Source organism: Sphingomonas sinipercae, assembly GCF_011302055.1.
Classification (GTDB): domain Bacteria; phylum Pseudomonadota; class Alphaproteobacteria; order Sphingomonadales; family Sphingomonadaceae; genus Sphingomicrobium; species Sphingomicrobium sinipercae.
In genome coordinates this window covers 426,904-439,444 of the sequence record NZ_CP049871.1, presented here as the reverse complement: position 1 = coordinate 439,444, position 12,541 = coordinate 426,904, and the positions used below count along the sequence as shown (strand labels likewise).

Below are 12,541 nucleotides of genomic sequence, written 5' to 3'. Positions count from 1 at the left end.
AAGAGGCGGCCGTGAGCGGTTGCCCGCCCACGGCCGCGACTGTCCCCCGCTTTAGAAGCGAGCCGTAGCGCCGACGAAGAACGCCCGACCGAGCACGTCATACGTGTTCGGGAAGGTGCCGCCACCACCGGCGGTGGCGCCGGTCGTGTCGCCAACGAACGGCGGCTTCTTGTTGAACACGTTCAGCACACCGAAGCGGAACTGGTACCGATCGGCCAGATTGTACGAGAACGTCTGGTCGAAGTAGCTGTACGACGGGATCTGCTGGACCAGGATGCCATCCGGGCCGGAGATATCCGAGTCGGCATCGACGCTGCTCAGGTAACGCCAACGGGTGTTGGAGCTCCACGGACCGCTTCCGACCGTCGCCTCGGCGACGTGCTTCCACGTCGGCATCGGCTCATAATCGCACACTGGCCCGAAGAAGCCGGCGCATTCCGTGTCGTTGAACTTGTAGCTGCGAGTCCAGGTGGCAGCGAGGTTCAACGCATAGTGGACGCCGCTGCTGACGCCGCCGCGGTAGCCGGCGGTGAAGTCGAAGCCCTTCGTGGCGATCGACGCGACGTTACCAAGCTGGGACGGAACGCCGATCGTCGTGTCGCCGCTAAGCGAACCGTCGATCGGGTTGCGAACGATGCTCGTGCAAGCCGGGTTGTTCGGGCTCGGATTGCTGAAGCAGGCGTCCAGGGTCAGCGACGGCGAGGTGTCGCTGATCGCGTTCTTGATCTTGATCTTGTAGTAATCGACCGAGGCGCTGAACCCGCGAATGAGCGTCGGGCTTAGCACCGCACCCAGGGTGAAGGTGTCGGAGACCTCTTCCTCCAGGTTCTGGTTACCGCCGGTGAAGATGTTGATCTGACCGGAGATCGGATCGGGGATGCTGCTGACGCCGTTGTTGAAGCGGCTGGCCGGCGCACCCTGAGCGATACAGGCTGCCTGCACCGCCGCGGTGACCGTGCCGGTGCACGGGTCGAAGGAGAGGCCGCCGGTACCGGCCACGACCGGCGAGTACAGTTCGTAGATGTTCGGCGCACGGACTGCCCGCTGGTAGATGGTACGGAAGCGGAAGCCGCGAACCGGGGCATAGTCGCCGCCGTACTTGTACGACCAGACGCCGCCCACGTTCGAGTAATCCGAGTAGCGCACGCCAAGCTCAAGACCCAGCGAGCTGATGTAGGGCCGGTCTTCGATCAGCGGCAGCTTCATTTCGCCGTAAACTTCGCGAACGTCATAGCTGCCGGAGATGTTCTGACCCTGACCGTAATAGATCAGGTCGCCCGAGGCGTAGAGCGGATCGACCGCGGTCGAGCCTTTCTCCTTACGATACTCGACGCCCAGCGCGATCGCGGCCGGGTGGGCTGCGAGCGGGCTGTGCAGCAAGGTCAGGTCGCCGCCGAGGTTGCCGCCAGCGATGAACTGGCTGGTCTTGGAGTCCTCGATCGCATCGCGCAGGACGAAGGCGATTGAGTCCGCCGACAGCGGTTCGGTGGTGAACAGGTTGAGCGGAACGCACCCGTTCGCCGGGTTGAAGCAGACCGCATTGCCGTTGCCGTCGTCGACGACGTCGAGGGCCTGCTGAAGCGCCGTGTAGGAAAGGTCGTTCCTGAACACCGTGTGCTTCTTGGACTGACCCCACTGGGCAAAGACATCCCAGTTGAAGGAGCCGAGATCGCCGCGGAGGCCGCCGACATATTGCTGGCTCTTCGTCCGGAAGTCTTCCGTACGACCGCCGGTTTCGATGATACGGCGACGGATGCCGACGTTCGACGTGCCGGCCCGCGCGGTCGGGTCGTTGGCGACGTCCGTCCCGTCATTGATGATCAGGTCCGGGTTCGCCGTCGTGTTGAAGAAGGCATCGTACAGGTCGGGCGACAGGAACGGGTTGCTGGGGTCGATGTTGAAGCCGAAGCCCGCGGTGGCCGTCGGAGCAAGCTGCAACTGCACCTTGTTATCCGCGTACATTGCACGCGCATAAGCTTCGATGTTGTCGGTCAGTTCGTAGCGGCCGATCAGCATCGCATTGATGCGGCGGAACGGCGACTGCACGTAGTTGACCGGGTTGAAGTTGTACAAAGCGACATCGGTCGTCACCGACCCGTCCGGCTGGATCTGGATCCGGTCGGCACCAGGAATGTCGAACGCGGTCGGAACCGTGTTGCTCGACCCGCCCGACGCGGTGAAGTCATAGCTGTCGACGGCGACGCTGCAGCAGCTGCGGTCACCGAAGAACACGCCGTTGCGCTTGGTCCAGCCGATCGAGCCGATGATATTGCCGCGATCGCCAATCGGCATGCCGGCGGTCAGCGTGGCGTTGTAGATCTCGCCGTCGCCTTCGCCATAGGTCTGCGCGCTGCCGTCGAGGCGGATGCCCTTGAAGCGGTCGTCGAGGATGAAGTTGACGACGCCGGCGATGGCGTCCGAACCGTACACCGACGAAGCGCCGCCGGTCAGGATGTCGATGCGCTTGATCAGGCCGGTGGGAATGGAGTTGAGGTCGACCCGGCCGTTGGTGTCGAAGGCAGGCGCGCGCTTGCCGTCGATGAGGACGAGCGTGCGCTCTTCCTCAAGGCCGCGCAGGTTTGCCGTGGCCGAACCGTCGCCCGGGTTGTTCGAGCTCTGGCCGAAGCCGGAAGCGAACTGCGGGTTGACCGCCAGGATCTGCTCGACGGTGACATTGTTCGTTTCGCGAAGCGACTCGCCGCTGATCACCGCGACCGGGCTTGAGGCCTCAAGGTCGGGACGGGCGATGCGCGAACCGGTGACGATGATTTCGCCTTGGGCATCGGTCGGCGCCTGGCTGACCGGGGTCGTGTCGGTGGACTCAGCGGGCTGCGACACCGTGGTGTCCGGCTCGCCCGCAGGCGGAGTCATGGTGGCTTGCGCGAACGCCGGAGTGGCGACCAGCGCGGCGCTGGCGATCAGCGTGCTGCTGAGCAGTGCAGTGCGAAAACGAGTATTCATGTTTCCCCTTCCAAACATGAGGCGGCTAAAGATTCACCGAGCTTCTGCCCTTTGCGTCAAAGGCACAAGCTACTCACCTTGGTTAGGAAATTTTCTGGCTGTCACCGTAACAAATTGGTCACAGTGCCAGTGGATGGCTCAGCCCTGTTCCGCCTTCGCGCTGGCCTGCGCATCGACATAGGCTTCCTGGCGCTCGACGCTCCAATAACGAAGCTCGTGCAAGGAGATGCGGGCGCCGGTGACGGCGCAGAGAACGTGGTCGCCATGGCTCAGCACCCGGAAAGTCCCGGCGAGATATCGCACCTTGGCCGGCGCGCCGCTTCCGCTCATCAACATCCTTTTAGTCCTCCGCCCGGTCGAACAACCCCGGCTGCGGGGCGACATACGTGGCGCGGCGCTTGCGCTCAACCGGCGGCGCTGGGGCCGGGACAGGCGCGGATTCGCCTACCGTCGCGTCGACCGCGCCGTCGCCGAAGCGCAAGGTGAGCAGCCGCGCCGCTTTGGCTGCTTCCGCCCTCGCCAGGGTCGCTCCGGACCGGTCGGTGACCCGGACGAAGCCGCGGTGAAGCGGCCGGTCGGGATGCACCAGTTCGGCCATCTTCCAGATGGACGCGAGCTTGTCCCCCGCCCGCTCGACTCGGTCGGACAGCAATTGCGAGCGCAGCCGCGGCGCAACGGCGTTGAGATCGGCACGCGCGTTGCTGGCGCGTGAGCCGAGCGCCCGGGGCAGCCGGTCGCCGGCGTCGTCGAGCCGCTGGGCGACGGGCGCGAACAGGGCCTGCGGCTGGGGCCAGCGGCAGGTCGTCAGGTCGAAGCGCTCGCGGGCGCGCTCGGCCCGGCGCGAAAGGCAATGCTGCGCTCGCCGGCCGAGTTCGTCGATGAAGGCGAACAATTCCGCCCGGACCGGCACCGCCATCTCTGCAGCGGCCGTCGGCGTTGGCGCCCGGCGATCCGACACATGGTCGATCAAGGTGGTGTCGGTTTCATGCCCGACAGCCGAAATCAGCGGTATCGGCGATTCGGCGGCGGCGCGAACCACCTCTTCTTCATTGAAGGCCCAAAGATCCTCGATCGAACCGCCGCCGCGGGCGACGATCAGCAAGTCGGGCCGGGGCACTTGCCCGGAGCTTTCGAGCGCGCCGAAGCCGCGGATCGCCGCTGCAACCTTGGCGGCCGCGCCCTCGCCCTGGACCGGCACCGGCCAGACGATGACCCGCGTCGGGCAACGGTCCTCCAGCCGGTGGAGGATGTCGCGGATAACCGCGCCAGTCGGGGACGTGACGACGCCGATCACCCGGGGGAGGAAGGGCAGCCGGCGCTTGCGCGCTTCGTCGAACAGCCCTTCCGCCGCCAGCGCCTTGCGGCGCCGATCGAGCAGCGCCATCAGCGCGCCCTCGCCGGCCAGCTCCAGCCGGTCGATGACGAGCTGATATTTCGAACGGCCGGGATAGGTCGTCATCCGGCCCGTCGCGATGACTTCGGCACCGTCTTCAGGGCGGAAGGCGAGCGCGCCGGCCTGGCTGCGCCAGACGACCGCGTCGATGCAGGCGGAATCGTCCTTCAGCGTCAGGTAGCAGTGACCCGAGGCGTGGCGCTTGAACCCCGAAATCTCGCCGCGGACCCGAATCCTGCCGAACGCGCCCTCGACGACGCGCTTGACGGAACCGGCCAGCTCGCTGACCGTCAACGCCGGTGAATTGTCGCCGGGCGGGACGTTGGCTAACAGGCCGCCAGGCTGGTCTTCGGGGACGTCCATTTGAATATTCTGCTTCTGGGTTCGGGCGGCCGTGAAGATGCGCTTGCATGGCGCATCAGGCAATCGCCGAGCTGCGAAGCATTGATTGCCGCGCCCGGCAACCCGGGAATCGCGCGCTGGGCGCAATGCGTCGCCATCGACCCCGCCGATCCGGCCGCGGTGGTCGCGCTGGCCAGGGCGAGCGATATCGCGCTGGTCGTCGTCGGGCCGGAAGCGCCGCTTGTCGCCGGCGTCGCCGACGCGCTTCGGGCCGCGGGAATCGCCGTCTTCGGACCGAGCGCAGCCGCCGCCCAGCTTGAGGGGTCGAAGGGCTTTACCAAGGACCTGTGCCGGGCCAACGCAATCCCCACCGCCGCCTACGTCCGGACCGAAAGCCGCGAGGCCGCCCGGGCCGCGCTTGGCGCATTTTCGCTGCCGGTGGTGCTGAAGGCCGACGGGCTTGCGGCCGGCAAGGGCGTCGTCATCGCGACGACCGCCGACGAGGCCGAGCAGGCGATTGAGGCTGTCGGCGAGGGCCCGATGGTGATCGAGGCGTTCTTGGAGGGCGAAGAAGCCAGCCTGTTCTCGCTGGTCGATGGCGAAACCTGCGTCGCGCTCGCCAGCGCGCAAGACCACAAGCGTGTGGGCGAAGGCGACACCGGTCCCAATACCGGCGGCATGGGCGCCTATAGCCCGGCGCCAGTGCTGACCGCCGAGCTGGAACAGCGCGCGATGGACGAAATCGTGCGGCCGACGGCGCGGGCGATGGCGGCGGCCGGGATGCCCTTTTCGGGCGTGCTTTATGCCGGCCTGATGCTGACCGACGAGGGCCCCAAGCTGATCGAATATAACGTCCGCTTCGGCGACCCGGAGTGCGAAGCGATCATGCCGCGCATCGAAGGCGACTTTGCCGAATTGCTGCATGCGGTCGCATCGGGCCGGCTGGGCGAAGTGGCGGCGCCCGAGCTGTCGGCCAGCCATGCGATGACGGTCATCGTCGCCGCGCGCGGATACCCCGGCACGCCGGCGAGCGGGGGAGCGATCCGCGCCGTCGAGTCCGCCGAAGCGGTCGAGGGCGTCACCGTCTTCCACGCCGGGACCGCGCAGGCGGAAGCCGGGCTCGTCGCCAGGGGCGGCCGGGTGCTGGCGGTGACGGCGCTGGGCAAAACCCTCGCGCAGGCCCGCGCCCGGGCCTATCGCGCCATCGACCAGATCGATTTCGCGGACGGCTTCCACCGCCGCGACATCGGCTGGCGCGAACTGGAAAGGCAGGAAGCGTGAATCCCCTTTGGACCTATTTCTGGCCGCTGCTCGCGATCGGGCTGGTGTGCGGCGCGGTTGCCGGGCGGTTCGCCTTTCGCCGCAACGGGCGCCTGATCCAGTCGGCCGCCATCGGCATCGCCGTGGCGGCGGTGGGCACGTTCCTCTGGCATTCGCCGCTTGGGGCCGCGACCGCTTTCCAGCAACAGACCGACCGGTTCATCCGGATCAACCTCGACGGCTGGGAAATGCCGCAGATCGACGGGAAGCTGCGCCAGGGGCCGCTGAGCCGGCGCGCAATCTTGTCCGGCACCGCCGACGATTTCCAGCGCCGCGAGCTGGCCCGGATCATCGGCGACGTGCCGGGGGTGGACACCGCGTCATGGTCGGACCGCGGCCCGGGCGTGCCGCTCCTAATCGAAGGATTTGGCGGCGCCTTGCTGGGCTTCCTGTTCGGGTGGTTCCTGGCCTATCTCGCGGCGCTGCACCGCCGTCACAACGCGCAATGGAGTTGGTAAATCGATGCTTTGGGTAAACGACAATTGGCCGATCGTCCTTCTAGCCGCGGCCGTCGTCGCGATCCTGCTGTTCTTCCTGCTTCGGCCGCGCCAGCGGGTCGAGCTTTCGAACGATAGCGCGCCGCTTCGGCCGCACATGCAGGCTTCGTCGCGCAGCGAAGGCCGGGGCGTTGCCGCCGAGCTTGCGGCCGCGGCGAGCGACGTCAGCGGCGAAATCATCGACGCCAACGTCCACGCCAACCTGCCCGGCGCGTCGGGGCCGCCGGACGATTTGCAGCGCCTGAAGGGCGTCGGACCCAAGTTCGCGGCGATGCTCAACGATCGCGGGATCATCCGCTTCGAACAGCTCGCGCGGCTCTCGGGCGCCGACCTCGACCGCATCGACCAGGATCTCGGGCCGTTTCGCGGGCGGCTGAAGCGCGACCAGGTGCCGGCCCAGGCCGATTACCTGGCCCGCGGCGACCAGGACGGCTTCGAGCAGAGGTTCGGGAAGCTCTAGGCGGCGGGTTTCGAGCGCCGCTTCGGCGGCGTCGCGATCAACTTGTCGATCTTGCGGCCATCGAGGTCGACGATCTCAAAGCTCCAGCCGTCGTGGCTGAAGCGCTCGCCGGTTTCGGGCAAGCGCTTGAGCACCGAGAGCGCGAAGCCGGCGACGGTCGAAAAGTCCCGTTCAACGGGCATGCGCATACCGAGGCGGTCCGAAAGCACGTCGGCATTGGCGGCGCCGGAAACCAGCCAGCTGCCGTCCTCGCGCTCGACCAGCGGCGGCTCCTCGCCATCCTCGATATCGTGGTGGAAGGCGCCAGCTAGCGCCGCGAGGATGCTGCCCGGCGTCACGATCCCGTCGAAATGGCCATATTCGTCGTGGACCAGCGCCAGCGGAACGTCGGCCGAGCGCAGCACGGCGAGCGCGTCCATCGCGTCCATCAGGTCGGGGATGACCGGGGCCGGCTTGGCCAGCCGGCGAACGTCGAGGGTCTCGCCGGCAAGGACCGCCTGAAGCACGTCGCCGGTCTGGATAACGCCGACGATGTTGTCGACCGAGCCGTCGGCAACCGGGATCCGGCTATGGGGGGTTTCGGCCAGGCTCGCGCGAAGTTCATCGCCGGTTTCCGACACGTCGATCCAGTCGACATCGGTGCGCGGCGTCATCACTTCGCGGACCGGGCGATCGGCCAGCCGGACGATTCCGGAAATGATCGCCCGCTCGCTTTCTTCCAGAACGCCAGCGGTCTGCGCCTCCGCCACGACCAGGTGCAGTTCCTCGGCAGTGACGGCATTTTCGGATTCGCGGTTGAGGCCGAGGGCACGGAAGATCAGCGCGCTGGTCCGGTCGAGCAGCCACACGAACGGCGCCGCCACCTTGGATAGCCAGAACATCGGCCGCGCCACCAACACCGCGATCGGCTCGGGCGAGCGCAGGGCGAACTGCTTCGGCACAATCTCCCCAATCACGAGCGAGACATAGGTCACCACCGCGATCACGGCGGTGAAGCCAAGCGTGTGTGCGGTGTCGGCGGCAACGCCGAGCAATTCGATCCGCTGCGATATCGGTTCGCCCAGGCTGGCGCCGGAGTAAGCACCGGCGATGATCCCGATCAGCGTGATCCCGATCTGCACGGCCGAGAGGAAACGGCCTGGGTCCGAGGCAAGGTCGAGCGCGGCCTTCGCGCCCTTGCTGCCGCCGCGGGCGAGGCCCTTCAGCCGCGCCTCCCGCGCCGACACGATGGCAAGCTCCGTCATCGCGAGGACGCCGTTGAGGGCGATCAGCGCGGCGATGATGAGGACATCGATCCAGGGAAGTGGGAGCAGGTGATTGCTCATGAATGGTTGCCGGGCCTTTTGCCCCTAATTGGGGCGGGCATCAAGGCGGCCGACGAACGATCGGCCTTCATCGCCGCACCGCGAAAAAGCGGCGCAGTTGCTCCGCTGCTTCCGCTTCGCCGATCCCGCCGAGCACGTCCGGGCGATGGTGGCAGGTCGGCTGGGCGAAAATCCGCGGCCCATGGACGACGCCGCCGCCCTTGGGATCTTCGGCGGCAAAGCGAAGATCGCCGATGCGCGAGATGGCGATCGCCGCGGCGCACATGGCGCACGGTTCCAGAGTCACCCACAAGGTGCAGCCGTCGAGCCGGGGCTGGCCGAGCGCCGCCGCCGCCGCGCGAATCGCCACCATTTCGGCATGGGCGGTCGGGTCCACCGAACCGCGCATCGCGTTGCGCGCCTCGGCGATCACCGTGTCGCCTTTGGTCACGACCGCGCCGACCGGCACTTCTCCAGCACTCGCCGCCTCGGCAGCGAGGTCGAGCGCGCGGCGCATCGGCGCGGGCAGCGGGAATGTCATTGAGCCCGGCTAGCCCAAGCCGTGCCGCTTGTTAACGCGCCGGCGCCGGGGCCGCCTGGTTGGCCGCGACGGCCTGGTTGTCCTGCCCGGCCGGCTCGACCCTGAGGTTCGGAACGGTGACGTTGCGCTGCGCAGCGCCGACGGACACCGACCCGGTTTCGATATCGAAAGCGGGCGCCTGGCCACCCGACGCACGGACGCCGGAACCGGTCGCCGCGACGTTGGGAACTGCCGCCGGCCGGGTCTGGCGGATGTTCAAGAAGCCCGTGCCGACGGCAAGCAGCAGCGCCGCGACAACAAGGATGAGAATGAAAATTATGGCTCGCATGGACTTTCCTGCAGCATGAGGTCGGGTAAGCAACAGGACCGGAACGCCCGGGAGTAGCGAGGTTTCCTTCGGTTGACGAGAAGGGCCTCATTGGCTAACGGGACGGCGCTTTCGCGGGTCTTTGATCCGCCAACACTCAGGAATTGACTATGTCGCGCGTATGCGAGCTGACCGGCAAGGGCCGGCAGGTGGGTAACAACGTTTCCCACGCCAATAACAAGACCAAGCGGACGTTCCTGCCCAACCTGCAGAACGTGACGCTGATTTCCGACAGCCTGGAGCGGAGCGTGAAGCTGCGCGTGTCGACCAACGGCCTGCGTTCGGTCGAGCATGTCGGCGGTCTCGACAATTGGCTCGCCAAGACCGGTGAGGACAAATTGTCGGTCAAGGCCCGCAAGCTGAAGCGCGAGCTGGCCAAGAAGCAGCAGGGCGAAGCCGCGGCCTAAGCCGCCTTCGTCAGCGCTTCCGGAACGTCGATTATCAGCAGAAGCGTGCCGGCCTTTGGCCGAAGCCCGCTGTCGCTCATCAAATATAAGCGGTAACCGCCCTGCCCGGCCGGCTGCACCGCCATGCCTTCCAGATTGTCGAACCAGCGCACCGGCAACGGAAGGCGCCACAATTCCCGCAGGCTGCCATCACCGGCCAGCCGGGCGAGCCAATTGTCGAAGCCGAAGGGCGTCACGCGGCGCTGCAGCACCAGGAACGAGCCATCCTTGAGCCTGACCGCCTCCGCCAGGCGCCGGGGCCTGGCAATCGGGATCGATTCGGGCGCCTGGCCGACGCGCACGACCGCACCGCCGCTTTCGGGGAACAGGAACAGCGCGCCCGGCCCCGCAGCCAGGCCCTCGACACCGCTATTTTGCGAAAATTCCCCGACGCCGAGGCGAACGCGCGACAGCGGCCTGGAAAAGGCGCGGTCGTAAAGCCACAGCTCGTCGCGATTCTCGAAGGCGACCCACCAGCCTCTGCCAGCAGGGTCGGCAGCAATCGCCTCCGCATCGCGGTCCGACTTGAAACGTGGCGATCCGGGCCCCGCCGGCAAGTCCTTGACCGTGACCTGCGCTGACCCGCGCCCGGGGACGGGCAGGCTGGCGACCAAGCCAAGGTCGCTGATGGCGAGAAGCCTTTCCCGATCCAGGACCAGGCCGGAAATGCCGGCGAAGCGATCGTCCGCAGCGGCTAGCCGCCACGCCCCGGCCAACTTGAGCGGCGCAAAGCCGAGGGGCGAGACGTCGGCCGCCGCCACCTGCAGCGCCGATGTTTTCGGCCCGAGCTCCGACCGGCTGGGGACTGTGAGGATCCATTCGTGAGCGGCGATGACGAGCGCGAAGAAGGCGATCGCCATGGCCCGGTAAATGAACCGTCGCTGCATTCGCGGTTCAGCTTCCATCATTGCCGGGGCAGGCATAAGCCGTTGAGGTAGCGAGGTTTCCCCCTTTTCCCCGCTGCAACGCACAGCAATGTGCCGACGAGTTCCCTCGCGTCGCGTAACGAGGGGGGCCCAGTGCGGGAGACCGCGCTGGGCCCACTTTTTTCTGCATCCCCGTCACTTGGCTTCGAACAGCTGTGCCAATTGCTCGACCATGGCGCCGCCGAGTTGTTCGGCGTCCATGATCGTCACTGCGCGGCTGTAATAGCGGGTGACGTCGTGACCGATCCCGATCGCCGCCAGCTCGACCGGCGAGCGCTCTTCGATCCAGCCGATCACTTGCCGCAGGTGCCGCTCCAGATAGGCGCCGCCGTTGGCCGAAGCGGTCGAATCGTCGACCGGCGCGCCATCGGAAATCACCATCAGGATGCGGCGCTCCTCGGGCCGGGCGATCAGCCGGTTGTGCGCCCAGAGCAGCGCTTCGCCGTCGATATTTTCCTTCAGCAGGCCTTCGCGCATCATCAGCCCGAGATTGCGGCGGGCGCGGCGATAGGGCTCGTCGGCGCGCTTGTAGACGATGTGGCGCAGGTCGTTGAGGCGGCCGGGGTGCGGCGGCCGCCCGGCCGACAACCAGGCTTCGCGGCTCTGCCCGCCCTTCCAGGCGCGCGTTGTGAAGCCGAGGATTTCGGTGGAGACCGCGCAGCGTTCGAGCGTCCGGGCAAGGATGTCGCCGCAAATGGCGGCAATGGCGATCGGCCGCCCGCGCATCGAGCCGCTATTGTCGATCAGAAGCGTCACCACCGTGTCGCGGAATTCGGTTTCCCGCTCCACCTTGTAGCTGAGCGAATGGGCCGGGTTGATGACCACCCGCGCCAGCCGGGCGGCATCGAGCAGCCCTTCTTCCTGGTCGAACTGCCAGCTTCGCGCCTGCTGCGCCATCAGCCGCCGCTGGAGCCGGTTCGCGAGCTTGGTGACCACGCCTTGCAGGCCGCCAATCTGCTGATCGAGGTAAGCGCGCAGCCGGTTCAGCTCGGCATCGTCGCACAGTTCATGCGCCTCGACCGTCTCGTCGAAGCGGGTCGTGAACGGCTTGTAGTCGGTGACCGGCGAGAGGTCCCAGTTGCGCCTGCCCTGCCCCGGCGTGCCGGTGTCGGATTCGTCATCGCCGTCGCTAAGCTCGTCCTCGCCGGGCTCCAGCTCGTCGGAGCCGTCCTGCTCGTCCCGCTCCTGCTGGTTCTCCTCGCCGCGCGTTTCCGCGTCGCCAAGGTCCGGCTGGTCGTCCTCGCCGTCCTCATCATCCTTGTCGTCGCCGCCATCGTCGGCGTCGTCGTCGCCGCTATCTTCGAGCTCATCGTCGGCCGGGTCATCGGTCGCCGAGGCGAGGTCGAGATCCTCAAGCAGGCGGCGCGCGAGCCTGGCGAAGGCGGCCTGGTCGTCGAGCGCGAGCGCCAGCGCGTCGAGTTCGGCCCCCGCCTTTTCCTCGATCCACGGCGCGACCAGCTTGAGCCCGGCGACCGCCGACGGCGGCGGCGCATCGCCGGTCAGCCGTTCCCGGGCGATCAACCCGACGGCGGTGGACAGCGGCACTTCGTCGGCATTGCGCGCCCGAAGGATCGCGTCGCCGCGCACCCGCGCATTGGTAAGCTCGGCCAGGTTGGCGCGGGTGCCGGCCATCGAGCGGGCGCCGAGCGCCTCGACCCGGGCGGTTTCAAGCGCGTCGAACACCGCCCGCGCCTCCGGCTCGCCGGGCGCGTTGGCGGCGTGCACCTTGCCGTCGTGGTAGCGCAGGCGAAGCGCGTACGAATCCGCCGCGCCGCGGGCTTCGGCGACCAGCCGCGGCTCGAGCGAGGCCCCGGGCGAAGGCACGCGCGCCGCCTTGCCGGCCGAAGCGGCGGAGGCTTCCGACGCGAACACGACATCGAGCTCGGGATCGCGCGCGATTGCCCGCGCCGCGCCCGCGAGCGCGCGACGGAAGCGGTCGATGGCGCTGCTTTCGCTCATTGGCTTGTCATTGCCCCCGGCCCAC

At 67.5% G+C, this 12,541-nt stretch carries 12 protein-coding genes; 4 read left to right on the top strand and 8 right to left on the bottom strand.

Annotation, left to right across the window (positions count from 1 at the left end; translation table 11 throughout):
* Positions 1-51 precede the first annotated feature (51 nt).
* The 3 genes from G7078_RS02345 to xseA all read right to left on the bottom strand — a co-directional run bounded on the left by G7078_RS02345 (position 52) and on the right by xseA (position 4,717).
* A complete protein-coding gene (locus G7078_RS02345; RefSeq protein WP_166092597.1) occupies positions 52-2,961 on the bottom strand; it encodes a TonB-dependent receptor plug domain-containing protein in 2,910 nt (969 codons plus the stop codon).
* A gap of 138 nt (positions 2,962-3,099) precedes the next feature.
* Positions 3,100-3,297: a DUF2093 domain-containing protein gene (locus G7078_RS02340; protein WP_166092595.1), complete on the bottom strand. Its 198-nt coding sequence runs from the start codon at positions 3,295-3,297 to the stop codon at positions 3,100-3,102.
* Between the two features lie 4 nt (positions 3,298-3,301).
* Positions 3,302-4,717 carry an exodeoxyribonuclease VII large subunit gene (gene xseA / locus G7078_RS02335; RefSeq protein ID WP_166092592.1) on the bottom strand — a complete coding sequence of 472 codons (1,416 nt, stop codon included), beginning with the start codon at positions 4,715-4,717 and terminating at the stop codon, positions 3,302-3,304.
* On the opposite strand from xseA, the gene purD reads away from it, so the two are divergent.
* Genes purD through G7078_RS02320 form a run of 3 tightly spaced genes read left to right on the top strand, consistent with a single transcriptional unit; the run spans position 4,718 to position 6,973 of the window.
* A complete protein-coding gene (gene purD / locus G7078_RS02330) occupies positions 4,718-5,977 on the top strand; it encodes a phosphoribosylamine--glycine ligase (protein WP_166092590.1) in 1,260 nt (419 codons plus the stop codon).
* Complete coding sequence (locus tag G7078_RS02325; RefSeq protein WP_166092587.1) at positions 5,974-6,474, top strand: hypothetical protein; 501 nt, start codon at positions 5,974-5,976, stop codon at positions 6,472-6,474. Before purD ends, G7078_RS02325 begins: the two co-directional genes overlap by 4 nt.
* Positions 6,475-6,478: 4 nt before the next feature.
* Positions 6,479-6,973, top strand: a complete 495-nt coding sequence (locus tag G7078_RS02320) for a hypothetical protein (protein ID WP_166092585.1) — start codon at positions 6,479-6,481, stop codon at positions 6,971-6,973.
* Here the strand turns inward: G7078_RS02320 and G7078_RS02315 are convergent.
* From G7078_RS02315 to G7078_RS02305, 3 genes are all read right to left on the bottom strand, one after another.
* On the bottom strand, positions 6,970-8,298 hold the full coding sequence (locus G7078_RS02315; protein ID WP_166092582.1) for a hemolysin family protein: 1,329 nt from the start codon (positions 8,296-8,298) through the stop codon (positions 6,970-6,972). The genes G7078_RS02320 and G7078_RS02315 overlap by 4 nt on opposite strands.
* A gap of 67 nt (positions 8,299-8,365) precedes the next feature.
* Positions 8,366-8,818, bottom strand: coding sequence for a nucleoside deaminase (locus G7078_RS02310; RefSeq protein WP_166092580.1), 453 nt, complete (start codon positions 8,816-8,818; stop codon positions 8,366-8,368).
* Between the two features lie 31 nt (positions 8,819-8,849).
* Positions 8,850-9,146 carry a hypothetical protein gene (locus tag G7078_RS02305; RefSeq protein WP_166092578.1) on the bottom strand — a complete coding sequence of 99 codons (297 nt, stop codon included), beginning with the start codon at positions 9,144-9,146 and terminating at the stop codon, positions 8,850-8,852.
* A 149-nt stretch (positions 9,147-9,295) separates the two neighbouring features.
* On the opposite strand from G7078_RS02305, the gene rpmB reads away from it, so the two are divergent.
* Positions 9,296-9,592: a 50S ribosomal protein L28 gene (rpmB, locus tag G7078_RS02300; protein WP_166092575.1), complete on the top strand. Its 297-nt coding sequence runs from the start codon at positions 9,296-9,298 to the stop codon at positions 9,590-9,592.
* Here the strand turns inward: rpmB and G7078_RS02295 are convergent.
* Both G7078_RS02295 and cobT read right to left on the bottom strand, forming a co-directional pair.
* Positions 9,589-10,518: an esterase-like activity of phytase family protein gene (locus G7078_RS02295; protein WP_166092573.1), complete on the bottom strand. Its 930-nt coding sequence runs from the start codon at positions 10,516-10,518 to the stop codon at positions 9,589-9,591. The genes rpmB and G7078_RS02295 overlap by 4 nt on opposite strands.
* A 174-nt stretch (positions 10,519-10,692) precedes the next feature.
* Complete coding sequence (gene cobT / locus G7078_RS02290) at positions 10,693-12,516, bottom strand: cobaltochelatase subunit CobT (protein WP_166092570.1); 1,824 nt, start codon at positions 12,514-12,516, stop codon at positions 10,693-10,695.
* Positions 12,517-12,541: the final 25 nt, after the last annotated feature.

Excerpts from the sequence above, each read along its gene's own strand:
- G7078_RS02345 (WP_166092597.1), bottom strand. The coding sequence starts at position 2,961 with ATGAATACTCGTTTTCGCACTGCACTGCTCAGCAGCACGCTGATCGCC.
- G7078_RS02340 (WP_166092595.1), bottom strand. The coding sequence starts at position 3,297 with ATGTTGATGAGCGGAAGCGGCGCGCCGGCCAAGGTGCGATATCTCGCC.
- xseA (WP_166092592.1), bottom strand. The coding sequence starts at position 4,717 with ATGGACGTCCCCGAAGACCAGCCTGGCGGCCTGTTAGCCAACGTCCCG.
- G7078_RS02320 (WP_166092585.1), top strand. The coding sequence starts at position 6,479 with ATGCTTTGGGTAAACGACAATTGGCCGATCGTCCTTCTAGCCGCGGCC.
- G7078_RS02315 (WP_166092582.1), bottom strand. The coding sequence starts at position 8,298 with ATGAGCAATCACCTGCTCCCACTTCCCTGGATCGATGTCCTCATCATC.
- G7078_RS02310 (WP_166092580.1), bottom strand. The coding sequence starts at position 8,818 with ATGACATTCCCGCTGCCCGCGCCGATGCGCCGCGCGCTCGACCTCGCT.
- G7078_RS02305 (WP_166092578.1), bottom strand. The coding sequence starts at position 9,146 with ATGCGAGCCATAATTTTCATTCTCATCCTTGTTGTCGCGGCGCTGCTG.
- rpmB (WP_166092575.1), top strand. The coding sequence starts at position 9,296 with ATGTCGCGCGTATGCGAGCTGACCGGCAAGGGCCGGCAGGTGGGTAAC.
- G7078_RS02295 (WP_166092573.1), bottom strand. The coding sequence starts at position 10,518 with ATGCAGCGACGGTTCATTTACCGGGCCATGGCGATCGCCTTCTTCGCG.
- cobT (WP_166092570.1), bottom strand. The coding sequence starts at position 12,516 with ATGAGCGAAAGCAGCGCCATCGACCGCTTCCGTCGCGCGCTCGCGGGC.